This window comes from Aeromonas sp. 600774, from assembly GCF_049175075.1.
In the GTDB taxonomy this organism is placed as follows: Bacteria; Pseudomonadota; Gammaproteobacteria; order Enterobacterales; family Aeromonadaceae; genus Aeromonas; species Aeromonas veronii_A.
Genome location: NZ_JAAKUJ010000001.1, coordinates 151,343 through 177,663, shown reverse-complemented (window position 1 = coordinate 177,663; position 26,321 = coordinate 151,343). Strand labels below are relative to the sequence as shown.

20 protein-coding genes are annotated in these 26,321 nt (G+C 60.2%); 12 read left to right on the top strand and 8 right to left on the bottom strand.

The features are described 5' to 3' along the window. Positions 1-81 precede the first annotated feature (81 nt). Positions 82-1,545, bottom strand: a complete 1,464-nt coding sequence (gene guaB / locus G5171_RS00780) for an IMP dehydrogenase (protein ID WP_005345006.1) — start codon at positions 1,543-1,545, stop codon at positions 82-84. 625 nt (positions 1,546-2,170) lie between these two features. Here guaB and G5171_RS00775 point away from each other — a divergent pair. Next, a complete protein-coding gene (locus tag G5171_RS00775) occupies positions 2,171-2,917 on the top strand; it encodes a lysozyme inhibitor LprI family protein (RefSeq protein ID WP_337072103.1) in 747 nt (248 codons plus the stop codon). A gap of 147 nt (positions 2,918-3,064) precedes the next feature. Then, on the top strand, positions 3,065-4,444 hold the full coding sequence (gene xseA, locus G5171_RS00770) for an exodeoxyribonuclease VII large subunit (protein ID WP_337072102.1): 1,380 nt from the start codon (positions 3,065-3,067) through the stop codon (positions 4,442-4,444). 127 nt (positions 4,445-4,571) lie between these two features. On the opposite strand, the gene G5171_RS00765 is transcribed toward xseA, so the two are convergent. After that, complete coding sequence (locus G5171_RS00765; protein ID WP_043851054.1) at positions 4,572-5,291, bottom strand: GntR family transcriptional regulator; 720 nt, start codon at positions 5,289-5,291, stop codon at positions 4,572-4,574. A 247-nt stretch (positions 5,292-5,538) separates the two neighbouring features. On the opposite strand from G5171_RS00765, the gene mngA reads away from it, so the two are divergent. Continuing rightward, the gene (mngA, locus tag G5171_RS00760) at positions 5,539-7,485 is read left to right on the top strand and encodes a PTS 2-O-a-mannosyl-D-glycerate transporter subunit IIABC (RefSeq protein ID WP_337072101.1); all 1,947 of its coding nucleotides are present in this window, start codon (positions 5,539-5,541) and stop codon (positions 7,483-7,485) included. An 86-nt stretch (positions 7,486-7,571) separates the two neighbouring features. After that, positions 7,572-10,226, top strand: a complete 2,655-nt coding sequence (gene mngB / locus G5171_RS00755; RefSeq protein ID WP_337072100.1) for a mannosylglycerate hydrolase — start codon at positions 7,572-7,574, stop codon at positions 10,224-10,226. Positions 10,227-10,394: 168 nt separating this feature from the next. Here the strand turns inward: mngB and G5171_RS00750 are convergent, their stop codons facing one another. Then, positions 10,395-11,384 (bottom strand): D-alanine--D-alanine ligase, encoded by a 990-nt coding sequence (locus G5171_RS00750; protein ID WP_040066371.1) that lies wholly within the window; start codon positions 11,382-11,384, stop codon positions 10,395-10,397. A 204-nt stretch (positions 11,385-11,588) separates the two neighbouring features. Then, positions 11,589-12,197 carry a 2OG-Fe(II) oxygenase gene (locus G5171_RS00745; RefSeq protein WP_337072099.1) on the bottom strand — a complete coding sequence of 203 codons (609 nt, stop codon included), beginning with the start codon at positions 12,195-12,197 and terminating at the stop codon, positions 11,589-11,591. A 349-nt stretch (positions 12,198-12,546) separates the two neighbouring features. Here G5171_RS00745 and G5171_RS00740 point away from each other — a divergent pair, with 349 nt between their 5' ends. Together G5171_RS00740 and G5171_RS00735 are read left to right on the top strand one after the other, a co-directional pair. Beyond that, positions 12,547-13,023, top strand: a complete 477-nt coding sequence (locus G5171_RS00740; protein ID WP_100653573.1) for a glutathione peroxidase — start codon at positions 12,547-12,549, stop codon at positions 13,021-13,023. Between the two features lie 182 nt (positions 13,024-13,205). Then, the gene (locus G5171_RS00735) at positions 13,206-14,609 is read left to right on the top strand and encodes a DEAD/DEAH box helicase (RefSeq protein ID WP_421259666.1); all 1,404 of its coding nucleotides are present in this window, start codon (positions 13,206-13,208) and stop codon (positions 14,607-14,609) included. A 111-nt stretch (positions 14,610-14,720) separates the two neighbouring features. On the opposite strand, the gene hutW is transcribed toward G5171_RS00735, so the two are convergent. Beyond that, the gene (gene hutW / locus G5171_RS00730) at positions 14,721-16,082 is read right to left on the bottom strand and encodes a heme anaerobic degradation radical SAM methyltransferase ChuW/HutW (RefSeq protein WP_421259665.1); all 1,362 of its coding nucleotides are present in this window, start codon (positions 16,080-16,082) and stop codon (positions 14,721-14,723) included. 256 nt (positions 16,083-16,338) lie between these two features. Here hutW and G5171_RS00725 point away from each other — a divergent pair, with 256 nt between their 5' ends. Then, positions 16,339-17,934 (top strand): methyl-accepting chemotaxis protein, encoded by a 1,596-nt coding sequence (locus tag G5171_RS00725; RefSeq protein WP_421250277.1) that lies wholly within the window; start codon positions 16,339-16,341, stop codon positions 17,932-17,934. 102 nt (positions 17,935-18,036) lie between these two features. Here the strand turns inward: G5171_RS00725 and G5171_RS00720 are convergent, their stop codons facing one another. Continuing rightward, positions 18,037-19,053 (bottom strand): S66 family peptidase, encoded by a 1,017-nt coding sequence (locus tag G5171_RS00720; protein WP_421259664.1) that lies wholly within the window; start codon positions 19,051-19,053, stop codon positions 18,037-18,039. Between the two features lie 265 nt (positions 19,054-19,318). Here G5171_RS00720 and G5171_RS00715 point away from each other — a divergent pair, with 265 nt between their 5' ends. The 5 genes from G5171_RS00715 to cysG all read left to right on the top strand — a co-directional run bounded on the left by G5171_RS00715 (position 19,319) and on the right by cysG (position 24,860). Continuing rightward, positions 19,319-20,161, top strand: coding sequence for a patatin-like phospholipase family protein (locus tag G5171_RS00715; RefSeq protein ID WP_042053080.1), 843 nt, complete (start codon positions 19,319-19,321; stop codon positions 20,159-20,161). Between the two features lie 200 nt (positions 20,162-20,361). Continuing rightward, entirely contained in the window at positions 20,362-21,420 is a 1,059-nt protein-coding gene (gene asrA, locus G5171_RS00710; RefSeq protein WP_043819574.1) for an anaerobic sulfite reductase subunit AsrA, read from the top strand. A gap of 1 nt (position 21,421) precedes the next feature. Beyond that, positions 21,422-22,261: an anaerobic sulfite reductase subunit AsrB gene (asrB, locus tag G5171_RS00705; protein WP_216978590.1), complete on the top strand. Its 840-nt coding sequence runs from the start codon at positions 21,422-21,424 to the stop codon at positions 22,259-22,261. An 11-nt stretch (positions 22,262-22,272) separates the two neighbouring features. Next, on the top strand, positions 22,273-23,283 hold the full coding sequence (gene asrC, locus G5171_RS00700; RefSeq protein ID WP_040066440.1) for a sulfite reductase subunit C: 1,011 nt from the start codon (positions 22,273-22,275) through the stop codon (positions 23,281-23,283). 197 nt (positions 23,284-23,480) lie between these two features. Further along, complete coding sequence (gene cysG, locus G5171_RS00695) at positions 23,481-24,860, top strand: siroheme synthase CysG (protein WP_421259663.1); 1,380 nt, start codon at positions 23,481-23,483, stop codon at positions 24,858-24,860. 108 nt (positions 24,861-24,968) lie between these two features. On the opposite strand, the gene G5171_RS00690 is transcribed toward cysG, so the two are convergent. Together G5171_RS00690 and dedD are read right to left on the bottom strand one after the other, a co-directional pair. Further along, the gene (locus G5171_RS00690; RefSeq protein ID WP_216953896.1) at positions 24,969-25,286 is read right to left on the bottom strand and encodes a heavy metal-binding domain-containing protein; all 318 of its coding nucleotides are present in this window, start codon (positions 25,284-25,286) and stop codon (positions 24,969-24,971) included. A 172-nt stretch (positions 25,287-25,458) separates the two neighbouring features. Beyond that, positions 25,459-26,253, bottom strand: coding sequence for a cell division protein DedD (gene dedD, locus G5171_RS00685; protein WP_337072093.1), 795 nt, complete (start codon positions 26,251-26,253; stop codon positions 25,459-25,461). Positions 26,254-26,321: the final 68 nt, after the last annotated feature.

Sequence of the window (26,321 nt, the reverse complement as noted above, 5' to 3'; positions counted from 1 at the left end):
ATTCCTGCATCAGGCTGATGTTGTCACAAAGGGCACGGGATAAAAAAAGGGTGGAAAAACGGGGCGCAGGGCCCCGTTTTATCAGCCCATCCGATAGTTGGGGGCTTCTTTGGTAATGGTCACATCGTGGACGTGGGACTCTTTCATCCCGGCGCCGGAGATGCGCACGAATTCAGCTTTGGTGCGCATGTCGTCGATGGTGGCGCTGCCGGTCAGGCCCATGGAGGAGCGCAGGCCGCCCATCTGCTGGTGGATGATCTCTTTGAGGCGACCCTTGTACGGCACGCGACCTTCGATACCTTCCGGTACCAGCTTGTCGGCGGCATTGTCGGTCTGGAAGTAGCGATCGCTGGAGCCTTTGGACATAGCGCCCAGAGAACCCATACCACGGTAGGATTTGAAGGAGCGACCCTGATAGAGCTCGATCTCGCCCGGCGCTTCTTCAGTACCGGCGAACATGGAGCCGACCATGACGCAGCTGGCGCCCGCGGCAATGGCCTTGGCGATGTCGCCGGAGAAGCGGATGCCGCCATCGGCAATCACCGGAATACCGGTGCCTTCCAGCGCATCAACGGCGTCGGAGATGGCAGTGATCTGGGGCACACCCACGCCGGTCACGATACGGGTAGTACAGATGGAGCCCGGGCCGATACCGACCTTGACGGCGTTGACACCAGCAGCAGCCAGCGCCTTGGCGCCCGCGGCGGTCGCGACGTTGCCACCGATGATCTGCAGATCCGGATAGGCGTCACGAGTGGCCTTGATACGATCCAGCACGCCCTGGGAGTGGCCGTGGGAGGAGTCGATCAGCAGCACGTCTACACCGGCTTCTACCAGCGCAGCGACGCGCTCTTCGTTGCCGGCACCGGCACCAACCGCAGCACCGACCCGCAGACGACCCTTGTCATCTTTACAGGCGTGGGGCTTGCGCTCGGCTTTCTGGAAATCTTTAACGGTGATCATGCCCTTGAGTTTGAAGTCGCCGTTCACCACCAGCACTTTTTCGATACGGTGCTTTTGCATCAGGGCAACCACCTCTTCGCGAGGGGCCCCTTCACGCACGGTGACCAGACGATCTTTCTGGGTCATGATCTGTTCAACGGTCTGGGAGAGGTCAATCACGAAGCGCACGTCACGGCCGGTGATGATACCGACCAGCTGATTGCCGTCAGTCACCACGGGGTAACCGGCGAAGCCATTCTTGTGGCTCAGCTCCTTGATTTGGGCGATGGTCATGTCAGGGCGCACGGTGACGGGGTCGGTGACCACGCCGCTCTCGTACTTCTTGACCTTGCGCACTTCAGCAGCCTGCTGCTCGATGGACATGTTCTTGTGGATAAAGCCGATACCGCCTTCCTGGGCCAGTGCGATAGCCAGACGGGCTTCGGTCACTGTATCCATGGCAGCGGAGATCATCGGGATGTTCAAGCTGATGGCGGAGGTCAACTTGGTACGCAGATCGGCAGTATTGGGAAGAACTTCGGAGTGGGCGGGAACCAACAGTACATCGTCGAAGGTTAACGCTTCTTTGGCAATCCTGAGCATGGCAATATCTCACCGTTGAGGAAGTGGGGGTGTAAAATATTGCCGACGAAGTTTACTCACGCATTGGTCACTGGTAAAGAAGTTTTTTGAATTTTTTATGGCATAGCCCTCTTTTAGGCGGCCAAAACGCCAAAAAACCAAGATTATCAGTACGAAAAGCGCCATTTCGGGGCAAAAGAGTTGGCTAAGTGGTATTTTATGCACCCTGCCCGTTTGCCAGATGCCCCTCTCAGAGCGGTCAGAATGGCTCCCCTCGCCTTACCTATCCCACCAAAAAGAGCGTCAAATCGCTTGTTTTTTGAGCGTTTTTTTCTTGTTCGAATCGCGCCTCGCATGGCACATATTTCCTATTCGGGTACGGTTTTGCCACCGCAGCAGCACCTAAAAACAACAACTATTTTCGCCATTGTCATACCTATGAGACAACATACAGGCCATTTGTTGCACAGGTGAAAAATTAGTGGTGCAAAACATCATGAGCTCCGTATGATTACTCACATATGCCGTGGTTACGAACCCACCGCACCAATAGCTGAAGCTTGTTTTCATAAGGGGTTACCTCAGCGCCATAATCTAGCAACAAATCAACATTTTAATTTTTTTAAAACCCCAACACGGAGTTGAAATGTCTCGTAAGAAATCAATCATAAATCTGTTTGTCGCAGCATCATTCATTATCTCACCCTATTTATCTCATGCCGCCAGTTTTGATTGTAAGAAAGCAAAAACATCAAATGAAAAGTTGATATGTATGACGCCTGAGCTGAGTAAATTAGATGAAGAACTTGCCAAAACATATCTACTCTCACTCAAAAATAGCGCAGATAATGATATTATAAAAAAATCACAACGAGCTTGGCTGAAACAGATTAAGAAAGAGTGCTCATCTGCTGACTGTCTCATAAAAAATTATCGGATCAGACTGGAAACACTGAAAAATTGGGAAAAGAGCATCCCTGCCGATACAACAATGATTGGTACGCATTATCTCTCGCATTCAGTACCAATAATAAGTAACTCGACAAAGGAAGGATATTACTTGATTGATGCTAAAAATTACATATCAATTGAAGCGAGAGACAATATAACCATATCTTTCTCCATATTAACATTTAATACAAACGGGCATATTTGTGATATTAATGGCATAGCCAAACTTGTTGGAAATGAATACCAATATATACCCTCATCGGATACAGATGAACTAGATAAAGCATGTTCGTTACGCATAGTTAATCGGGCTGGCAGTATCTTGATACTCGACCCTGATATGAAATGCCGGGAATATTCCTGCGGTATGAGAGCCGGCCTTGATGGCACCGTTTTTCCTAAAAATTTGTCGATGACAACAGGCTGTGACCGTGGATACTGAATGTCTTCATGCGTGGCAAGTTATATATGGCCTGAATACCCGTAACGCATCACTTCCAGATAGAGGCTCGGCACCTGCCCCGCACTGGGGTAAGATAGTGTCCATCGTTTTATCCCGGCCCCGCCGGGGCAGACCACAGGTACGCCATTGAACCGATTTACCCCATCCAGTGCGGCGAACGGCCGCGAGCAGCAGGTCTTTACCGTCACCCGCCTCAACAGCGCCGTGCGCATGATCCTGGAGCAGGATCTGGGGCTGGTGTGGCTGACCGGCGAGCTCTCCAATCTGGCGATGCCAAGCTCCGGTCACTGGTACTTCTCCCTCAAGGACATGTCGGCGCAGGTACGCTGCGCCATGTTCAAGGGCAACAACCGGCGGGTGGCCTTCCGCCCGCAGGATGGCATGCAGGTGCTGGTGCAGGCGCGGGTCTCCCTCTATGAGCCGCGCGGCGACTACCAGCTGATCATCGAGTCGATGCAGCCGGCGGGCGACGGCGTATTGGCGCTGCGTTTTGAAGAGCTCAAGCGCCGCCTCGGCGCCGAGGGGCTGTTTGACGAAAGCCGCAAGCGGCCGCTGCCCCGTGAACCGCGGGCGGTGGGCCTTATCACCTCCGCCACCGGCGCCGCCCTGCACGATATGCTGACGGTGCTTAAACGGCGCGCGCCGGATCTGCCGGTCTTTATCTACCCGACTCAGGTACAGGGGAGCGCCGCCATCAGCCAGATCGTCGCGGCGATCGCCAAAGCGAACCAGCGTGCCGAGGTGGATGTGCTTATCGTCGGGCGCGGCGGCGGCTCGCTCGAAGATCTCTGGTGCTTCAACGAAGAGGCGGTGGCGCGTGCCATTGCCCACTCAGCCATACCGGTGGTGAGCGCAGTGGGCCACGAGGTGGATGTCACCATCAGCGACTTTGCCGCCGACTTGCGCGCCCCTACCCCGTCGGCCGCCGCCGAGCTGGTGGCGCCGGATCAGAGCGCCCGCGCCCAGCGTCTCGTTCACCTCAAGCAGCGACTGCTGCAGGCGATGAACCGCCAGCAGACCGCTGCCCGCCACGATTTCATCCTGCTGCAAAAGCGGCTCGATCATCAGGATCCGAAACGGCGACTGGAGCAGCAGTCCCAGCGCCTCGACGAGCTCTCCACCCGTTTGCAGCAGCTATTGCGCCAGCGGCTGCATCAGGGTGAGCGGCGCCTCGCCAACCTTGAGCTGCGCCTGCAGGGCAAGAGCCCGGAGCGCCTCTTGGCAGCTGGCAAGCGCCGCCACCAGCTGGCCGAGGAGCGGCTCTATGCCCTGATTGCCAAGCGGCAAGACCTTGCCAGTCACCGCCTCGCCATGCTCACCACCCGTCTCGACGGGGTGAGCCCGCTCGCTACTCTGGGGCGCGGCTACTCCATCACCCGCACTGCGCGTGGCGAAGTCATCAGCCGCGCCGATCAGGTCAACAGTGGCGACCAGCTCATCACCACCCTGGCGCAAGGGAGCCTGCAGGTGCGGGTCGAGGAAGTTATCAAAGACTCAGCGCAGTAGATCAGCAGCATCAAACCACCAGCCAATCTGCTATTTAGCCCGGCATCGACCCGTTAATCGGTCAAACAAAAAGGCCACCACCGCAAACTCGGTGGTGGCCTTTTTTATCTCGGGTGCTGCCGCCCGCTCACCCCTTGGCGCGGCGAGCGACCAGGGTGAACTTGTAATCATCGCTCTTGAAGAAGTTGCGACTGAACTCGAACACGGTGCCATCTTGCAAGAAGCCGCGGGAGACCTTCTCGATAATGGGCTTGGCGGGATCGATACCGAGCGCCTCCACCACCTGCGCCGAGGGGAGCACCGGAATGATCTCCTGCTCGCTGCGGTCAATCACCAGCTGCTTCACCTCTTCGATGTAGTGGTACTTGGAGCCCTGCATCACCGCATAGCTGAGATCGGGGAAGAGGGCGAGCGGCATCCAGGTCTCCTCCAGCGTCACCGCGATCTGGCGAATAAAGCGTACCCGCTTGACGTAATAGACCAGCGCCCCCTCCACCAGATTGAGCCGCTCGGCCAACTCACTGCTCGCCTTGATCACCTCGAAGGCGAGAATGTCGCTGTGGGTCTCGGCCGCCGGATCGGTCACCTTCTCATAGAGGCTGGTGAGCTGATAGATGTCGTAGTTCACCTTCTCCTGCCGCACATAGCTGCCGCTGCCCTGAATGCTCTCGATGACGTTGAGTTCGGTCAGCTGCTTGAGGGCCTGACGCACCGTTACCCGGCTCACCCCGAACTGCTCGCGCAGCTCGGCTTCGGTGGGCAGGGCATCGCCGGGGGCCAGCTCCCCTTGCGCAATCCACTGCTGGATGGTGTCGGCTATCTGGCGATACATAGGTTTTTTCGACACGAAAGGCCACCTCGTCGGCTCTGCGCCATGATAAATGGAAGAGGCGTCATTCTACCCCAGTTACCCGGCAGACAAAACGGCTCAGCCTCCTTTGACCTAACAAATCACCTCGACCAAACAATACAAAAACAATACAAATAATGAATTGTATGATACCACTCACAAAAATCAGTCGGCCGGTTTGTTAGCATCGCAGTCACTTTCACCATGACGGCTTGCTGGCAAGCCAACCTGACAGAGGATCATCATGAATCTGACCAGTCTTACCGGCCCCCATCTCATCACGCTGCAAACCCGGTTTGCCGATCGGGATGCGGCCATTCATGCCCTGGCTGATCGGCTCGATCAGGCCGGCAAGCTGCACGACAAGGCCGCCTTTCTGGCTGCGGTCATGGCCCGCGAGGCGCAGGGCCCCACCGCCCTTGGCGAAGGGCTGGCGGTACCCCACGGCAAGTGCGATGCGGTGCGTGAAGCAGCCTTTGCCGTCGCGACCCTGAGCGAGGAGCTGGGCTGGGAGGGGATCGACGGCCCCGAGCCGGTCAACCTGATCTTCATGCTGGCGATCCCAACCGATCAGGCGGGCTCCACCCACATGCAACTGCTCACCACCCTCACCACCGCCCTGGTGGATGACGATACCCGCGAGGCAGTGCTGGCGGCCCAGAGTGCCGAGCAGCTGATGGCGCTGCTCGATGGTGAAGGGGATAGCGGCAAGCAACCAGCAAAAGAAGACAACTTAGATACAAATAAACCCACTGTGGTCTGTGTCACCGCCTGTCCGGCGGGGATCGCCCATACCTATATGGCCGCCGAGTATCTGGAAAAAGCGGGGCGCAAGCTGGGCATTCGGGTACTGGTCGAAAAGCAGGGTGCCAACGGCATTGAGGATCGCCTGCCGCAAGAGGCGCTCGATGCTGCGGTGGCCTGCATCTTCGCCGCCGAGGTGGCCATCAAGGAGCAGGAGCGTTTCGCCGGTATCCCCCGGATCGAGACGCCGGTGGCCGAGCCCATCCGCCATGCCGAGCGGATCCTGAATGACGCGCTGGAAGCGGCCAAGGCCGGTCGCACCGCCCCGACGCCCAACACCAGCCAGAGCGACGCGCAGACCGGCAAGAAGGTGAGCCTCAAGACCGAGCTCAAGCAGGCGCTGCTGAGCGGCATCTCCTTTGCCGTGCCGCTCATCGTGGCAGGCGGTACCGTGCTCGCCGTCTCTGTGCTGCTGGCCCAGATCTTCGGCCTGCAGCATCTGTTTGATACCGAGAACTCCTGGCTCTGGATGTACCGCAAGCTGGGCGGTGGCATGCTGGGCACTCTGATGGTGCCGGTGCTGGCGGCCTATACCGCCTATTCGCTGGCGGACAAACCGGCGCTGGGCCCAGGCTTTGCAGCGGGACTGGCCGCCAACATGATTAGCTCCGGTTTTCTCGGCGGCGTGGTCGGTGGCCTTATCGCCGGTTACCTGATGCGCTGGGTCAAGCAGCATGTGCGCCTTAGCCCCAACTTCAACGGCTTTCTCACCTTTTACCTCTATCCGGTGATCGGCACCCTGGTGGCGGGCAGCCTGATGCTGTTTGTCATCGGTCAGCCGGTGGCCTGGCTCAACAACAGCCTCACCGAGTGGCTCAACGGCCTCTCCGGCACCAATGCGCTGGTGCTGGGCGCCCTGCTCGGCTTTATGTGCTCGTTTGACCTAGGTGGCCCGGTCAACAAGGCGGCCTACGCCTTCTGCCTCGGCGCCATGGCCAACGGGGTCTACGGCCCTTACGCCATCTTCGGCGCGGTCAAGATGGTCTCGGCCTTTACCGTCACCTTCTCCACCCTGCTGGCACCGCGCCTGTTCCAGACCTTCGAGATCGAGACCGGCAAATCCACCTGGCTGCTGGGGCTGGCTGGGATCACCGAGGGCGCCATTCCGATGGCCATCGAAGATCCGATCCGGGTGATCGGCTCCTTCCTCGCAGGCTCGGTGGTCACCGGCGCCATGGTGGGTGCCATGGGGATTGGTCTCTCCACCCCGGGGGCTGGCATCTTCTCCCTCTTCCTGCTCCACGATGGCGGCCACGGCGCCCTGATGGCTGCCGCCGTCTGGCTCGGAGCGGCGCTGGTGGGCACCCTTATCTCCACTGTGGTGCTGATCGGCTGGCGCCGTCACGCCATGCAGCGCGGCACCTATCAGGTGGTCGCTGCAGAGTAAGGCGCATCTTCACCACCGCTTTTTCAACAGACTATTTTTCCGCACGGCAGGCAAGGGCCGCCGTGCGTCAGCAAAGGATCATTGTCATGACAGTTTCACGAGTTCACATCACGCCACACATGCACTGGGATCGGGAGTGGTACTTCACCACCGAGGAGTCCCGCATCCTGCTGGTCAACAACATGGCGGAGATCCTGGCGCGGCTTGAGTCCGACCCCGACTACAAGTTCTATGTGCTGGACGGCCAGACCGCGGTGCTGGAGGATTACTTCGCCATCCAGCCCGAGAACAAGGCCCGGGTGAAGGCGCTGGTGGAAGCGGGCAAACTCATTATTGGCCCCTGGTACACCCAGACCGACACCATGCAGGTGAGCGGCGAGTCCATCCTGCGCAACCTGCTCTACGGGATGCGCGACTGCCTTAGCCTTGGCGAGCCGATGAAGATCGGTTACCTGCCCGACTCGTTCGGTATGTCCTCCCAGCTACCCCACATCTTCAACGGCTTCGGGATTGACCGGGCCATGTTCTGGCGCGGCTGCTCCGAGCGTCACGGCACCGACAAGACCGAGTTCCTCTGGCAGAGCAACGATGGCAGCGAGGTGACCGCCCAGGTCCTGCCGCTCGGCTACGCCATCGGCAAGTACCTGCCGGAAGATGAAGCGGGCCTGCGCAAGCGGCTCGAATCCTACTTCGAGGTGCTGGAGAAGGCCTCGGTAACCAAGGATATCCTGCTGCCCAACGGCCACGACCAGATGCCACTGCAACAGAACATCTTCGCCATCATCGACAAGCTGCGGGAGATCTACCCCCAGCGTGAATTCCACATGAGCCGCTTCGAGCAGGTCTTCGAGCGTATCGAGGCATGCCGCGACCAGCTGGCCCCCCTCAAGGGGGAGTTCAACGACGGCAAATACATGCGGGTACACCGCACCATCTCCTCCACCCGGATGGATATCAAGCTGGCTCACGCCGCCATCGAGAACAAGATCGTCAACATCCTCGAGCCGCTGGCGAGCATCGCCTGGGCGCTCGGCTTCGAGTACCACCACGGGCTTTTGGAGAAGATGTGGAAGGAGATCATGAAGAACCACGCCCATGACAGCATCGGCTGCTGCTGCAGCGACAAGGTGCATCAGGAGGTGATGACCCGCTTCATTCTGGCAGACGACATGGCCGAGAACCTGATCCGCTTCTACATGCGCAAGATTGTCGACAATATGCCGGTGGCGCTCTGCGAAGACGGCGTGCAGGTGGCCGACAAACTCTGCCTGTTCAACCTGATGCCCTTCCCCCGTCAGGAGGTGATCAACACCAGCATCCGCATTCGCGCCCAATCCTTTGCCCTGCGCGATGAAGCGGGCCAGCCGGTCCCCTACTTCATCCGCGCCAAGCGCGAGATTGACCCGGGACTGGTGGACCGACAGATCGTGCACTACGGCAACTACGACCCCTTTATGGAGTACGACATCCAGCTCTGTCATCCCCTGCCCGCCATGGGCTACTGCACTCTGCATATCGAGGGCAACCAGCCGGGACTGGAGCAACCGGTGACGGCCAGCGGCGAGCTGCTGGAGAACGATTTTTATCGCATAGCCCTCAATGACAACGGCACCCTGCAGATCCTGGATAAACTGCGCGGCACCACCTTTGATCAGGTGCTCACTCTCGAAGAGGGCTCCGATGATGGCGACGAGTATGACTACTCGCCATCGCGGGACGAGTGGCTGCGCTACTCCACCGAGTTTGCGGTGACCCGCGAGGTCACCCATCAGGCGTGGCAGAGCATCGCCACTCTCAAACTGCGTATGGCCTTGCCGGCCAACCTCGCCGAGCGGGCCAGCCGCCAGTGCAACGGTCACCTCGATGTCACCTGCCGTATCACGCTGGCGCACCAGAGCCCGCGTATCGATATCGAGCTGGAGCTCGACAATCAGGCCGATGATCATCGGGTGCGAGTGCTGATCCCCACCCCCTTCCCGAGCGACACCGTGGTCTCCGACAACCAGTTTGGCTGCATCACCCGCCCCACCCGCGACAGCGCCATGGCGAACTGGGAAGCGGAGGGGTGGAAAGAGGCCCCCATTCCGGTCTGGCAGCTGATGAACTTCGTCGCCCTGCAAGATGGCAAGCAGGGGCTGGCGGTGCTGAGTGACGGTCTGCGCGAGTTTGAAGTGATCGGTGAGCAGTGCGACACCCTGGCACTCACCCTGCTGCGCGGGGTCGGCGTACTCGGTAAAGAGGAGCTGCTGCTGCGCCCGGGTCGCCCCTCCGGCATCAAGCTGCCCACCCCGGACTCCCAGGTGCGTGGCAAGCTCAGCTGCCGTTTCAGCCTGCTGGCGTTTGCCGGTGATCACATCAGCGCCAACGTGATGCAGGCGGCGCGCAGCTACCTCACCCCGGTGCGCTGCTACAACAAGATCCCGTTCGATGCCATGAAGCTCAACAAAGCGAGCTTCACCACCCCGCTCCACTTCAGTCTGCTCGCCATGGATCCCTCCGGTCCGGTGCTGAGCGCCCTGAAAAAAGCCGAGGATGAAGAGGCGCTGGTGATCAGGGTCTACAACCCGAGCGAACAGGCGGTGCTGGAGGGAGGCAAGGTGACCAGCCAGCACACCTTGAGCGACTGGCAAGCGGTGCGGATGGATGAACAACCCCTGCCTCTTGAACTGGCCGCTGGCGAGTTTGGCGATCTGGCGCCCTGCCACTCCCGCAGCGTGCGCTTTCGGGTGGCTCACGGCTAACCGCCGGTAACACCCACAGGTAGCAACAGGCGGGGAAGAGTCATCCCCTCCCCGCCTGTTTATCCCTTCAGCTGGCCTGCCCCGCTTGATAAAGGCATAAAAAATCCCCGCCGATTGGCGGGGATTTTTTATTGGGTTCTTCTTCATCCCGCGAGCGGGAGATCGCGCTTAGCTGGCCTTGCGCAGGATCTGCTCAAGGTAGTCGGCGAAGCGGTGACCGTGATGCTCCAGCAGTTTCGGGAACATGGAGATGGAGGTCATGCCCGGGAAAGTGTTGATTTCATTCAGCAGGATCTCCCCCTCCTCGGTCAGGAAGAAGTCGATGCGCGAGAGGTGAGTCAGTTTCAGCTGACGGAACGCCTTGAGGGCGTACTCGTGGATCGCATCGGCCTGCGCCTCGGTCAACCCCTCGGCACGCAGTGCCGTCTCGGTATGGCTGGCGCTGCTGTACTTCTCTTCATAGGTGTAGAACTTGTCCTGCGGCACGCAGATCTCGCCCGGATAGGTAGCCACCAGCTCGTCACCATACTGGTAAACCGCCACTTCCAGCTCGCGCGGCTTGACCGCCTTCTCAATCAGTACCTGTTCGGAGTAACCAAAGGCATCGGCAATGCCTTTTACCAGATCCGCTTCGTTGCTGGCGGAGTAGCAGCCAACGGAAGAGCCTTGGGAAGCAGCCTTGATAAAGACCTTGCCCCACTTGGCCAGCGCAGCTTTGGCCTCGGCGAGCGCCGCCTCATTTTGCTCGGTCAGGAACAGGTACGGGGTGTTGGGAATACCGATAGCGGAGAGCCACAGCTTGGTGCTGATCTTGTTGAAGCAGATCTTGCTCGCCTCGGCATCGCAACCGAGATAAGGCAATCCGGCCAGCTCGAGGAAGGATTGCAGATCGCCGGTCTCACCCGGGTAGCCGTGGATGCAGGGCACCACGTAATCCACCGGACGGGCCACGCTGTCAAACGAAAGCAGCTTGTCGAGCCCCAGCTTGCACTCGCGGCCATCGGCACTGAGCCAGCGATCGGCGAACATCTCGACGCGGGTCACTTCGACACCGGGCAGAAGGCCCAGTTGTTGCTCGAGGAAATTGGCGCTGCGCAGAGAGACTTCGTGCTCGGAGCCACCGCCGCCGCACAGCAGCAAGACATGCATGTTCTTCATTAGATGTGATCCCTTGGGAAAAGCGGCCTCGTCATGACCATTTGATAAGCCAACCACCATAAAAACCGGACGAAGCCAGATACGAACATAAGTGCGCGCCAGTGTAGCAAGGGAGATCAACCCTTGTCAGCTGATGGGAGACCCATGACCCCACTTCTTGCAGTGAAAAGTCTCCCCTGTGTCAAAATCGGGACACATTGCCCCTCAGCGCGGGGGATCGACCCTTCCCATGCCGTTGCCATTGACCCGAAACCAGCCGGCAATGCTGTAGCGCTCGCGATTGGCAGGCAGCACCTCATGGGGAAACTCCTCGGAGAGAAACATGACCAGCCGCCCCCCCTTGGGGCTGACATCCATCAGAAACTGCTCCTTGTCGTCATACATACGCAGCACTCCACCCGCTTCGGGCAGCCAGTCGTTGTTGAGGTAAAACACGGTGGTAAGACGGCGGTTGGAGCGACCGGCAAAGGCATCCCGATGGGGGGCGTAAAAATCCCCGCTGCGATAGCGGGCGAAGTGGGCCTCGTAGTCGAACAATCCCAGCATCAGCATCCGGTTGGCGGCAAGACGCAGGGACTCCATCCGGGCGAGGTAGTCGGCCACCGGCGCACCGAGAGAGGGCTCCAGCCAGTGGATCTGGTCACGGCGAATATCGGGATTGCCCTGGTGCAGGGCGTCACGGCCGATCCCGGCCGGTTGCCATTCGCCTGGCAAACAGGCTTTGAGGGCATCCACCTCGGCGGCGGTCAAAAAATCATCCACTATCACCCATCCCCGGGTGTAAATGGCATCCATGGCAGCTTGATAGTCCAAGATTGGCTCACAATGAGTGGAAAGAGGGCGCTTTGTAGCGACTTACCGGCAAAGTCACAAACCGGTTTACTTCTCTTGAGAAGTCCCAACATCAATACGCGAGTTGCTGCCCGCCTCCCCGCTTTTTATCGCCAGTTGTGATCCCGCTCCGCCAACAGGCGTATTGGCTGTCGAAACTGTGATGGCCCTTGCAATCGGGACGAGGAGGCGCCGCGGCCTCCTTGCGGTACCAAGAGCCAACCGATACCGTATCCGCATCGCCATGTTGCTGTTCATCCGGCGCTTGTCTCTGTCACCGACCGAACCACTCACGGCACAACCCGCGCATCACCCACGAAAGGATCTTCATATGCCTCTGCCCGATCTCACTTTGCAACGACTGGATGGTACCCCCTACCCGCTGACTCAACTGGCGGGCAAGGTAGTGCTGGTGGTCAATGTGGCCAGTCGCTGCGGCTTTACTCCCCAATATGAAGGGCTGGAAACGCTCTATCGGGAGCTCGGCCCCAAGGGGCTGGTGATTTTGGGCTTCCCCTGCAACCAGTTCGGTCAGCAGGAGCCGGGGGATGCGGACGAGATCGCCCGCTTCTGCTCCCTCGACTATCCGGTCACCTTCCCTATCATGGCCAAGTGCGATGTCAACGGTGAGCATGCCCATCCCTTCTACCAGTGGCTCAAGCAACAGAAACCGGGATTTCTTGGGCTGGAAAACGTCAAATGGAACTTCACCAAGTTCCTGATCGACCGTGATGGCAATGTGGTAGAGCGTTTCGCCCCCCAGGCCAAACCGGAGAGTCTGGCCGAGCAGATCCGCGAGATACTCTGACTCTCCTGAGCCGTTTTACGCCACTGCGTTGAACGATTGTGTGGCGGCCGGTGCGACAGCTACTGCGCAGCGGCCGCTCTTTTGCTATATTACGGCCCCACTATCTTTTCCATATCGTGGCTGGCCCCAACATGCTGGCTGCCCGTTGAGCCAAAGGCTCATCTCAGGAGTTTCTCTCGAACATGTCATTCAACGAACTGGGTCTGTCTCCGCATATTCTGCGGGCCGTCAAGGAGCTGGGTTACGAACAGCCAACCCCCATCCAGCAGCAAGCGATTCCGGCCATTCTGGCCGGTCAGGATGTGCTCGGCGGCGCTCAGACAGGCACAGGCAAAACGGCCGGTTTCACCCTGCCGATGTTGCAGCGTCTGCTGGCCAACCACGGTCGAGGCCGTCGTCAGGTGCGCGCACTGGTACTGACCCCGACCCGCGAACTGGCAGCCCAGGTGGGCGAGAGCATCATCAAGTATGCCCACCACCTGCCATTCAAGACTCTGATCGCCTATGGCGGTGTCAGCATCAAGCCCAATCTGGACGCCATCAAGCTGGGTGTGGACATTCTGGTCGCCACCCCGGGCCGTCTGCTGGATCTGCTGACCCAGGGCGCCCTGACCCTGAGCCAGCTGGAAGTGCTGGTGCTGGATGAAGCGGATCGCATGCTCGACATGGGCTTTATCGTCGACATCCGCCGCATCATGAAGGCGCTGCCTGCAGAGCGGCAAACCCTGCTCTTCTCTGCCACCTTCTCAAACGATATCAAGGCGCTGGCGGACGATCTGCTGAACGACCCCACCCTGATCGAGGTGGACCCCAGCAATACTGCCGCGGAGCAGGTGACCCAACGCATCATTCAGGTAGATCGGGAACGCCGCCGCGAGCTGCTCTCCCACATGATTGGCCGTGGCAACTGGCAGCGGGTGCTAGTCTTTGTTCGCACCAAGCAGATCGCCGACCGCCTCGCCCAGCAGATGCAAAAAGATGGTCTCAATACCGTGGCGATCCACGGTGACAAGAGCCAGGGTGCCCGCAACCGGGCACTGGCCGATTTTCGCAGTGGCGAGGTGCGGGTGCTGGTAGCGACCGATATCGCCGCCCGCGGTCTCGATATCGATCAACTGCCCTACGTGATCAACTTTGAACTGCCCCAGATGGCGGAGGATTACATCCACCGTATCGGCCGTACCGGCCGCGCCGGTCGTGGCGGCGAGGCCATCTCGCTGGTCAGTCAGGACGAGCTGGGTCAGCTCAAGGCGATCGAAGCCCTGATCGGCCAATCCCTGACCATGGAGATCCTGGAAGGGTATGAGCCAAGCGGCAAGCCGAGTCGCCAGACTCTGCCGGGCAGCAAGCCGGTGCAGAACCCGCCTCGGGCTCGTGGTCATGCCAACGCCAAGAGCAGCAATGCCAAGGGCAAGCAAGCCGCGGGCAAGGGCAAAGCCAAGGGTGACGCCAGCAAAAATCCCGCCCAGTCTCCTCAAAACAAGTCCCGCAAGCGGGAAGTGGTGGGCGAGGATATCGGCTTTGCGCCGATGCGCCGCCTGCCCAAGGCGCAGCGTGACAGCTATCAGGAGAGCAGCGACGAGTAAGCTCGCGCGACGCTAACTGCCAAGCCAAAAGAGGGAGCCTGCAAGGCTCCCTCTTTCGTTATGGATCGCACGGAGCCGGGCAAATGCTCCGTGCAAATGCTCCGCTCGGGCTCAAACCAGCGAATGGCGTACCGCGGCAGTACCATGGCTGAGCGGCGCAGAACCATCGAGCGGATTGAGCTGCAAGAACTCGAACAAGCCAGCCTGCATATTGACGTTCCAGAAGCGGCCGGCGAGGGTGAGTTGCAACCGTGCGTTCTCGATCTCGGCCAGCCCGTGCTGCTGCCAGGCGGCAAAAAGCGGCATCAGATGGGTCAGCAAAGGCGCTGGCAGACGATCCAGCGCCAGCACACCGCTGTCGAGGGCGCCACGCAGCAGACCGTCCATCCTTGCATTGGGATTGCGTCCCATCACCATCCCGGGCGCCCGCTTGCCACTGGCCAGCGCGTCATGCCAGGGGGCCAGATCCCGTCCATACATCAAACCGTGGCCAAGAATGCTGCCCCCCGCACCGGCGCCAAAGGGGAGGATCTCCGCACCGCGCTTGGCCATCTGGTTATAACGACTCTGCTCGGCCGGGCTGCGCCGCCAGTGACTGCAAGAGAGACGCTCCCAGCCGTGGGCTTCCAGTTGCGCCCCGCCATAGGCATACATGGCCGCCCGCTGCTGGCCATCGGCGAGCCAATCCAGGGTGCCCTTCTCCTGCGCCCGCTCCAGATTGGTGCCCTGCATGGCGATGAGCTGGTAGAGATCGACCCCGTGTACACCGCTCGCCATCACATCGCGGATATCCTGCTGCCACACGGCATCATCCTGACCGGGCAGACCAAAGATGAGATCCGCCACGATCACAGCCGCATCATCCCGGGTCAGCTCACCCAGACGGGTCAGCAAGGTCTCCCTGTCATCGAAACGGGCAGCCTGCTGACGCACCCGGGTATCAAAGCTCTGCACCCCGAACGAGAAGCGGTTGAAGCCCCCCGCCAACGCCACCTGCCATTTCTCATCATCAAAGCCGTTGAGGCGTCCCTCCAGCGTCACCTCGGCATCCGCCGCCAGAGGAAAACGGCGGATCACGGCGGCCAGCATGGCCAGCTCGTCGGCGCTCATATCAGTCGGCGTACCGCCCCCCACATAGACGGCTGAAAACGGCATGCTCTGCGCCAGCGGGGTGTCAGCCGCCTGCGCAAGGGAGGCGCAGAGGGCGTTGACATAACGGTTGATCCGCGCCGGGTTGGCACCATTTTCAAAGAAATTGCAGAAGCTGCAGCGCTTTCGGCAAAAAGGAATGTGGATGTAGAGGGCGCGCTCCTCAGCTTCACTCTCTCGCTGCCACCAGCTCTGCCAGCCAGCCTCATCCAGCGGGAAGGGGCGCATCCCTCCCCGACTGGCGTGAGCCGAGGTCTTGGCGCTAAAAGCAAACTTGAGGGGATCCGGCGTGGCAATACCGGTCATGGAAGGGGTCAGATTCATGATGGTCACTATTATCAGCAAATAACGACAATGATAACGATTATCGTTACTGGCAATTTGTTCTGGATCAACCCGAGGAGCAGCCCCCCTCCTGAAAGCCATTTTGGCAACCTGCATTACCGATCTGCTTAACAGATTATTTACTCAAGAGTGGTTATCGTGTGCCGATAGAGAACCATCTCCCGCCGTTTCTTCGTCTACGATCAAGATGATACGGGATCACATAACAACACCAAGCGCATGGAACTTGCCCAAAATGCATAACCTCTCCTTGAACTGGAAAATATTCCTCCCTCTTGCGCTGGTCATCAGCACCACCTTTGGCCTCTGCTTCGAACTCTCCGCATGGCTGCAACGGGATCTCGCTATCCGGCTGGCGGGCGAAAAAGTGGAAAGCGCCGCCAACACCTACATGGACCAGCTCAACGTCCTGATGATGACCGGTGGCATGGCCAACCGACAAATCGTGCAGACCAAGCTCAAGAGTGAAGCGGGCATCGTCGAGGCTCGCCTGATCCGCGCCCCTGCCGTCAGCAACCTGTTTGGCCCGGGTCACCCAGACCAGAAAGCGCAGGATCCCCTCGATGAGCGCGCTATCAATCAAGGCGAAGCCATTCTGGAGCAGCAGGGCAACCGGCTCACCCTGATCAAACCGTTCAAAGCCTACAAGGAGTATCGCGGCACCCAATGTCTCACCTGTCACCAGGTCAATGAAGGGACCGTAATGGGGGCAGTGCGGATCAGTTATGACCTCAGCCACACCTTCGGCGAGATCCGCCACAACAACCTTATCCTGAGCGGCAGCTTGGCCGCCGTCTTCAGCATCGGCTTCGGCTTGCTCTGGTGGGTATTGCAACGCTACGTGAAACACCCACTGCGCCAGTTGCAGCTCACCATGATTCGGATGGCCAAAGAGCGCGACCTCGCCCTCCCCCTGGTCAATCACAGCCGGGATGAACTGGGCCAGATGACCCGCGCAGTCAATGACATGGTGCAGGGATTCCGCCACAGCCTGCAGGAGGTGGAAGAGGCAACCCACCAGCTCTATCAGGAGTCAAACCAGATCCGTCAGGTGGCGACCCAGACCGAAAACTCGGCCCGCCAGCAAGAGGGGATGACCACCCAGGTCGCCGCCGCCGTCAGCGAGCTGGCCGCCAGCTCTCATGAGGTGCGCGAACATGCCCGCCATAGCGCCGAGCTCTCCGCACTCACCAATCAGGATGCTGCCAACACCAGCCGCCTAGCCCAGCACTCCATCACCGATATGGGCGAGATGTCGGCAGAGATTGATCGGGTGGATCAGGTGATCCAGCAACTCGACAGCCGCTGTCTTGCGGTTGACGGCGTACTCGAGGTGATCAAGGGGATTGCCGATCAGACCAACCTGCTGGCCCTCAACGCAGCCATTGAAGCAGCCCGGGCGGGCGAGCAAGGCCGTGGCTTTGCGGTAGTGGCCGATGAAGTGCGGGCCCTCTCCAATCGCAGTCGCGCCGCCAGCGAAGAGATCTCCCAGATGATCGCCGCCCTGCAAAATGAGGCCCAGAGCGCAGTTACGGTGATCGGGGATGCAAAAAGCAAAGCCGGTGAGAGCATCAGCAAAACCGAGGCGACCCTGGCCGCCATGCAGAACATCATCGAGCGCATTGCCCGCATCAACGACCTCAACGCCCAGATGGCGCAGTCGGCCGAAGAACAGGACAGGGTATGCCATGAGGTAGACAGCTCGGTGAGCGATATTCGCAACACCTCCAACGACACCCTGGGTCAAGCTCACGCCGCCAACCTCGCCAGCATCCAGTTGGTGGAGCAGTGTCAGAAACTGGAAGCACTACTGAAAACCTACCGCTGGTAATACCGCCAACTGCAACAAGCGCGACTCTCAGTCGCGCTTGTTATTGCACATGGTTTTTGATGAGCAGTATCAATCACTTCTCAATCCTCTGAGCACATAGCCTCAACAACCATCCCACCAGGGCTCCAGCAAGGTGAGCTGCTGGCGGTCAAGATCGAGTGCCACCTCAATGCCAAGCGGCAATGTCAGCATGGGGTGGGTATGGGCGCAGTCAAACTCCGCCAGAATGGGGAAGCTCGGCTCCCCCACCACCTCCAGCAGGATATCGAGGGGGCGCTTGCCGCTACCCTGATCGTTGAACAGCTCGTGCTTGCCAAGGATAAGCGCGCCGATCCGCTCAAACACCCCGCACAGCTTGAGATGGGCAAAGGAGCGCTCCAGCGTCTCGGCAGATTTCAGGCTGTCCTCCAGCAGCAAAATGTCACCGCGTTCGATGGCCGGCATATAGGGGGAACCCCAGATCCCCGCCATGGTGTTGAGGTTGCCGCCTATCAGCCGCCCCGCTACCCGACCAGTCCCCACCGAGATCAGCCGGTTGGGCTGGCACTGCTTGGCCCGGGTCTGATTTTCCCAATCGAGCCGTTCATCGCTCCACTTTGCCGGGGTGGGCAACGTGCAGGGAACGCCAGCCTCGTCGGCCAGCACAATCTGTAAAAAACTGGCCAGCGTCTCCTCCACCAGCGGCGGCAACTCGCCGAACGAGGCCACCAGCGCCGGGCCATAAAAGGTAACCAGGCCAGTTTGGGCGTGGATGCCGAGCAGCAGTGCCGTCACATCGGAGTAGCCGACGATGATCTTGGGATCGCGCTTGAGCGCCTCAAAATCGAGGTAGGGCAGCAGGGAGTTGGAGTTGCTGCCGCCAATCACCGACATGATGCAGCGCACTTCTGGGTCGCGAATAAGGGCGTTGAGCTCCTCGGCCCGCGCGGCGATGGAGCCGGATCGCCAGTGATCCTGCTGGCCGGTGAGGCTGCCCGCCTTGAGCCTAAAGCCCTGCCCCTCAAGAAAGGCTTTTGCGCGGGCAAAACGGTTGGGTGCCCAGGCGGTCGCCGCGCTGGAAGGGGAGAAAAAAGCGATGGTATCGCCACGTCGGAGCAGCGGGGGAACCAATAACGTCATGACACACTCATCCTTGCCAATATCCAGCCATCACAGAGTCGTTGAGACTCCTACACAACCCCTTTGATCACAACGGGTTTATCAGTGTCGTTTAGAAATACAAAACACTTGATTCATTATTAACAGATATTCTAAACACTATCCCCTTCCTAGAATGACCTCATTGCGATGGCCAACCCCGGTTGGTTGTCAGAACGGTCGGCCTGACAGCCCGGACGTTCTCTTTCCCACTTTTTCTCTCTGACTTATCAATGAGGTGCCTGTCATGAACAAAAACGCATCCCCCAGCGCATTGGTTGTAGAAGGCGGCGCCATGCGCGGCATATTTGCCAGCGGCGTGCTGGATGCGTTTATCGAGCATGACTATCGCCCCTTTGACTTCGCCATCGGCGTCTCGGCGGGGGCCACCAACTTGCTGGCTTATCTCGCCAGCCAGCATGGCCGTAGCCACGAGATCCTGACCAAACTGGCGTGCAGCCAGCAGTTTATGGATCCCCTGCGTTTTGCCAAGGGGGGCAATCTGGTGGATATCCACTGGCTGTGGAACACCAGCTGCAGCAAGTATCCTCTCGACATTCACGCCTACCGGGAGACCGGCATCCCCTTCTATGCGGTGGTGACCAATACCCTGACCGGCAAGGCGGAGTACATCCGGGTCAAGCCGGAGAACATGAACGAGGTGCTGCCCGCCAGCTGCGCCATTCCCCTCGCCTCCCACGAATACCCGGAAGTGCACGGGGTACCGATGACAGATGGCGGGGTAGCCGACTCCATCCCGGTGATCGAGGCCTACCGCCGCGGTGCCCGTCACCTGACGGTGATCCTCTCCGAGCCCCTTGGCTATCGGCTAAAGCCGATGCCCTTCCCCTGGATGATCCGCACCCTGCTCAAGACCCGTCCCGCGCTGGCACAGGCGCTGGAGCAGCGGGATCGCAGCTACAACGAGGCGCTCGATTTTATCGCCAATCCGCCGGAGGACTGCCAGATCGAGGTGATCGCCCCGGCTGACTACTTCCCCGTTTCCCGTTTTACCCGCGATATCAACAAGCTGGAGATGGGATACGTGATGGGCAAGTGCGCAGGCTATCAGGCCGCCCTGCTCAATTGATAAGGGTTTTACAGGCATGACCCGACCTGCCGCGACGCACGCGCCGCCAACACAATAACAATCGGGTCAGTTGAGCAACATGAGTCATAAAAACAGACCGTGGCGAGGCAAGCGCGGCCAGAACCGGTGCCAGACACCCTGACCGGCCCGCGCCTCATCCCTATGCCAGGGCATCTCACCCTCATACAAGGTGTTTATTTATGTCGTTTCTTCTCACCCATCCCGCGCTGGCGCAGCTGTTCGAGCGGCTGCTGCCCGATTACCGGATCATGGCGCCCGCGGCCGAATATCGAGGCGGCCGCTTCTCCGACACCGACAACGTCACCTACCACAGCATCCGCCATCCGGCCGATCTGGTGTGGCAGGAGAAGTCCCACTTCTCCCCGAAAGAAGTGGTGCTCCCCATCACCCAGACCCTGTTCCACTTCGACAATCTGGAGCTGCGCGAATCAAAGGTGGAGGCCAAGCCCACCCTGCTGTTCTTGCGCAGCTGCGATATCCACGCTCTGCGCAGGCTGGATCAGGTCTACCTGAAAAATGGCCAGAACAGCGACGTCTACTACGCCAGACTGCGCAGCAAGCTCAAGCTGGTGCTGCTGGAGTGCCGCGAGAGCTTCGAGAACTGCTTCTGCGTCTCCATGGGCAGCAACGAGACCCAGGACTACGCCGCCGCCATTCGTCTGAGCGATGAGGGTGCCCGTATCGAGGTAAAGGATCCCGAGCTGCTCGGCTACTTTGCCGAGCTGGGTGAATCCGATGACTTCACCCCGGAATTTGTCCAGAGCAACCCGGTCAAGGTACGCACCCCGGACAGCGTCTGTGACGACCCCCAGCGGATCCGCCAGATCCTCACCGCCCATCCGGTCTGGGCCGAGTACGACAGCCGCTGCATCGGCTGCGGCCGCTGTACCACCTCCTGCCCGACCTGCAGCTGCTACAGCGTGCACGACCTCACTTATGCCGAGAACCCCAAGCAGGGCGAGCGCCGTCGCCAGTGGGCCAGCTGTATGGTGGATGGCTTTAGCGACATGGCCGGTGGCCACGGTTTTCGCGCCAAACATGGCGAGCGCCTGCGTTATCGCGCCCTGCACAAGGTCAACGACTACAAGGCCCGTCAGGGAGAGGAGCACATGTGCGTCGGCTGCGGCCGCTGCGACGATCGCTGCCCTCACTACATCTCCTTTAGCAACATCATCAACAAGATGACCGATGTGGTCGAACAGACCATCGCAGCCGACAACGCGCAGGGGGCGAACTGATATGTGCCAGTGCCAGCAAACCGCAACAGCAGAACCGCAGCAGGACGTGGTCGAAAACCGCCTGCTGCCCAAGGCCTACACCATTCTGGCCATCGAGCGCCACACCGAACTTGAGTGGAACTTTCGAGTATCACGCGACTTTGATGTCCACTACGGCCAGTTTGTGGAGATCTCCCTGCCCACCGTGGGCGAAGCGCCCATCTCGGCCTCCGACTATGGCGATGGCTATGTGGATCTGTTGATCCGCAAGGTCGGCAAGGTAACCGATGCGCTGTTTGCCCTCGATGTGGGCGACAAGGTGTGGATGCGCGGCGTCCACGGCAACGGCTATCCGCTGGAGACCTATCGCAACCAGCACCTCATCGTGGTGGCGGGCGGCACCGGCGTAGCGCCGGTCAAGGGGCTGCTGCGCCGCTTCAGCAAACATCCGGAAGAGGTGAAATCCCTCGACATGATCCTCGGCTTCAAGAACGAGCAGGCGGTGCTCTATCGCCACGAGATGCCGCTCTGGGCCGAGCAGCAGAACCTTATCGTCACCCTGGACGAGGGCAAGGAGAGCGAGCAGTTTCGCATTGGCCGGGTCACCGACTACATCGACCAGCTGGATCTCGCTGACAAGGAGGATATCCAGGTGATCGTGGTCGGCCCCCCCATCATGATCCGCTTCGTGGTGCTCGCCTTCCTCGAGCGGGGTATCCCCAAGGATCGAATCTGGGTCGACTACGAACGCCGCATGGCCTGCGCCGTGGGCAAATGCGGCCACTGCCGGATGGGCGACACCTATATCTGCGTAGATGGACCGGTCTTTCGTTTTGACCAGGCCCAGCATCTGATCGACTGAGGGAGAACACCATGAGTCTCGATATCGACATCATCAAGGCCCGCGCCAAGAACGAATACCGCCTCTCCAAGGTGCGCGGCGAAGCGATGATCAGCGTACGCATTCCCGGCGGGATCATGCCCGCCCACCTGCTGGCGGTGGCCCAGCAGATCGCCGAACAGTACGGCAACGGCCTGATCCACCTCACCACCCGCCAGAAGCTGGCGATGCCCGGCATCAAATATCAGGACATGGACAAGGTCAACGCCGCCCTCGAACCCTTTATCAAGGAGATCGAGGTGGAGACCTGCGGCATCGAGGTAGAGGACACAACAGCCGGTTACCAGACCATCGGCGGGCGCAATATCGTCGCCTGTCAGGGCAACACCATCTGCCAGAAGGGCAATATCGACTGCACCGGGCTGGCTCAGCGGATGGAGAAACACCTCTACCCCAACCCCTATCACCTCAAGATGGTGATCGCCGGCTGCCCCAACGACTGCGCCAAGGCCAACATGGCCGACTTCGGCATCCTCGGCATCGCCAAGATCCACTTCAATGCCGAGCGCTGCATCGGCTGCGGCGCCTGCGTCAAGGCATGCAGCCACCACGCGGTGGATTGCCTCGCCATCAAGCATGGCAAGGCGGTGAAGGAGGAGAGCAAGTGTATCGGCTGTGGCGAGTGTGTGCTGGCCTGCCCGACCCTGGCCTGGCAGCGGGATCCCAAGCAGCTCTACATGGTCAAGCTGGGGGGGCGCACCAGCAAGAAGACCCCCCGTACCGGCAAGCTGTTCCTCAACTGGGTCACCGAAGAGGTGCTGCATGCGGTGATCAAGAACCTGTTCGAGTTCGAGGCCGAGATGCTGGATGGCAAGCCCATCTACCTGCACATGGGTCACCTTATCGACCGGGCCGGTTATCACAAGTTCAAGGAGCGGGTGCTGCGCGGCGTCACCCTCAACCCGGAAGCCATGGTCGCTGACCGCATCTTCTGGGCCGAAGATCAGTACGTCGCCAACATGCATGTCAAAGCGGTGCAATAGGAAAAACCTCGTTTGGGGAAGCGTGATCAAGTGGCCGACACCGGTGGGGATCTGTCGTTGGCCCGGGCGTAGATCACCCTTCCCCTTTTTTATTCCCGTCGGGGGATCTTTCCCCCGACCATCAGGGGTACGTCACGGCGTGCCCTGCTATCTCGCCCGGCGCGGCATTGCGAGCGGGCCAGCATCCGGAGCCTGTTATGGACTTTCTCCCTCTCTTCTGTCAGCTGCAACACAAGCCGGTGCTTATCGTCGGCGGTGGCGAAGTCGCTGTACGCAAGGCGCGCCTGCTGCTCGATGCCAAAGCCCGGGTGACCATCAATGCCCCCCATCTGGAACCCCAGCTGATGAGCTGGGCCGAGCAGGGAGTGCTGACCGTCTGCGCCGCCGACTTTCACCCCGAGCTGCTCGATGGCAAGTGGCTGGTGATCGCCGCCACCAACCAGCCCGAGGTCAACCAGCAGGTTTTCAACGAAGCGAATCGGCGCCAAATCTTCTGCAACGTGGTGGACTCTCCGGCCCACTGCAGCGCCATCATGCCCGCCATCATCGACCGCTCGCCGCTGATGGTGGCCATCTCCAGCGCAGGCGCGGCGCCGGTTCTAAGCCGCCAGCTGCGGGAAAAACTTGAAGCCATGCTGCCGCAACACCTCGGCCAACTCGCGGCGCTGGCGGGCAAGCTGCGCGAGCAGGTCAAACTCATTCCGGACAAGCTGGCCCGCCGCCGCTTCTGGGAGCGGCTCTTTAGCCATGAGCGACTGGCATGCCAGCTGGCCCGCGGCCAACAACAGGCCGCCGAGCAGAACGTCGCCGAGCTACTCGATGAGCAACCGCAGAGCAAGGGAAGCGTAACCCTGGTGGGCGCAGGCCCCGGCGATGCGGGCCTGCTTACCCTGAGCGGTCTGCAGCAGCTGCAGCAGGCGGATGTGGTGGTCTATGACCGGCTGGTGTCGCAGGAGGTGTTGGCGCTTGTTCGCCGGGATGCCGAGCGGATCTTTGTTGGCAAGGAGGCAGGACGCCACTGCGTACCCCAGCAGGCGATCAACCAGCTGTTGCTGGAACAAGCGCAGCTGGGCAAACAGGTGGTGCGGCTCAAGGGGGGCGATCCCTTTATCTTTGGCCGGGGTGGCGAGGAGCTGGAAACCCTGGCCGAGGCGGGCATCCCCTTCTCGGTGGTACCGGGCATCACCGCCGCATCGGGCTGCGCCGCCTACAGCGGCATTCCCCTCACCCACCGCGATCACGCCCAGCGGGTGCAGTTCATCACCGGCCACGACAAGGAGGGCAATATCGCCCAGGAGTGGTCGGCGCTGGCGGCCCCCCGCCAGACCCTGGTGTTCTACATGGGGCTGGCCCATGCCGCCCGCATTCAGGATGCGCTGCAAACCCACGGCATGCCCGGTCACACCCCGGTGGCGCTGGTGGAGCAAGGCACCCAGCTCAGTCAGCAAGTGGTGCGCGGCGAGCTGCAGCAGTTGGCCGAACTGGCCCGTCAGGTGAAGAGCCCGAGTCTCATCATCATCGGCTCGGTGGTCACTCTGGCCGACCAGCTCGACTGGTATGGCAACGGCAGAAATTGATCAATAAACGAGAAGGGCAGACAACCGGGTTGTCGGCCCTTGGGCAGCCGGCACTTTATCCGTGACCCTGCCTGCGACGGCAGTTGTCGGCAACCCTTGCTTGGCGCATCACACCAGCACGGCGGTGCCACTGATGCTGACCATCAGCATGCTGCCATTTTGCCCCACCACCTCGTAGTCGATATCGATACCGACCACCGCATTGGCACCAAGGGCGGCGGCACGCTCTTTCAGCTCATCGAAGGCGATGTCGCGGGCGCGAGCCAGCTCTTTTTCATAGGCGCCGGAGCGGCCGCCGATGATGTCGCGGATCCCGGCAAAGAGATCCTTGAAAATGTTGGCGCCGAGAATGGCTTCGCCAACCACGATACCGCGGTATTCACGAATGGTTTTGCCTTCCAGCGTGGGGGTTGTCGAGAGGATCATCTTGAACTCCTGTGAGTAGCAGAAGGCCCCAGACTACCCCAACTGCCAGCAAATCCCAACCGGGTGGTGTCCTGTACGACGCCGACCTTAAAAATCACGACAGCCAGATAAAAAAAACACCGCGCACGGGGCGCGGTGTTGATGGCAGAGGGTCTAGCCCGCGGCAACGCCGTTACGGGTTGTAGGAGACCACCGAGCCACTGAGGCCGGTCATCTGAGAGATCCGTCCCTGCATCCCCTGCAGTTTGGCCTTGGAGACATCCGGCCCGATAAAGACCCGGTTGAGCTGCCCCTGCACCGGTGTGCGCGGCGAGGTGTGGGCAGAGTAGCCCGCTGCACGCAGCTTGCTCACCAGCGCATTGACGCTGTCGACGTTCTTGAAGGCGCCAAGCTGGAGGATCCAGCTACCCTGCGCTGGCGCGGCAGCGGGTGCAGGTGTGGTCGGCTGATTCATCTTGCTTTCAATCAGATCGTCGAGGGACTTGATCTGACCAGCCTGCGGTTTGGCTGGCGTAGGAGCCTTGGCCACTTCAACCGGTTTGGCTGGTGTCGGCTTGGGTGCTGGCTTGGGCGGTTCGACCGGTTTTTTGGCCACCACTTCCGGCTTGGGCTGTGGCTTGGGTTGGGCATTCGGTTGCGACTGTACCGGTGCCGCAGGGGTTGTAGCCGGCTGTGCGCCGCTGCCCTGACCGGCGAGGGTCATGGGGTCCGCCACCTCTTCCACTTGCCACTGCTGGGCCGCAGAGGCCTGTTGCTGGCTGGCCAGATGATCGGCCGGCAAGGTGCTGGCTGCCGAGACCTGCAGCGCAGGCTTGGCAGGCTCCAGCTCGGGGCGCAGCGGGATCTTGGCAAAAGCCTCCTCCTTTTGCGCCAGCTTGTGACCATCCAGCAAGTCCGGCAGGAAAATAACAACCAGGGCCACCAGGATGACGGTGCCCACCAGACGGTTTTGAAACTTCGAGGCCAAGTTGAATCCTACCTTTACGTAACTCAATATGCGATTTGGCTCCCCGCCCGAGGGCTGGGGATCCGGGG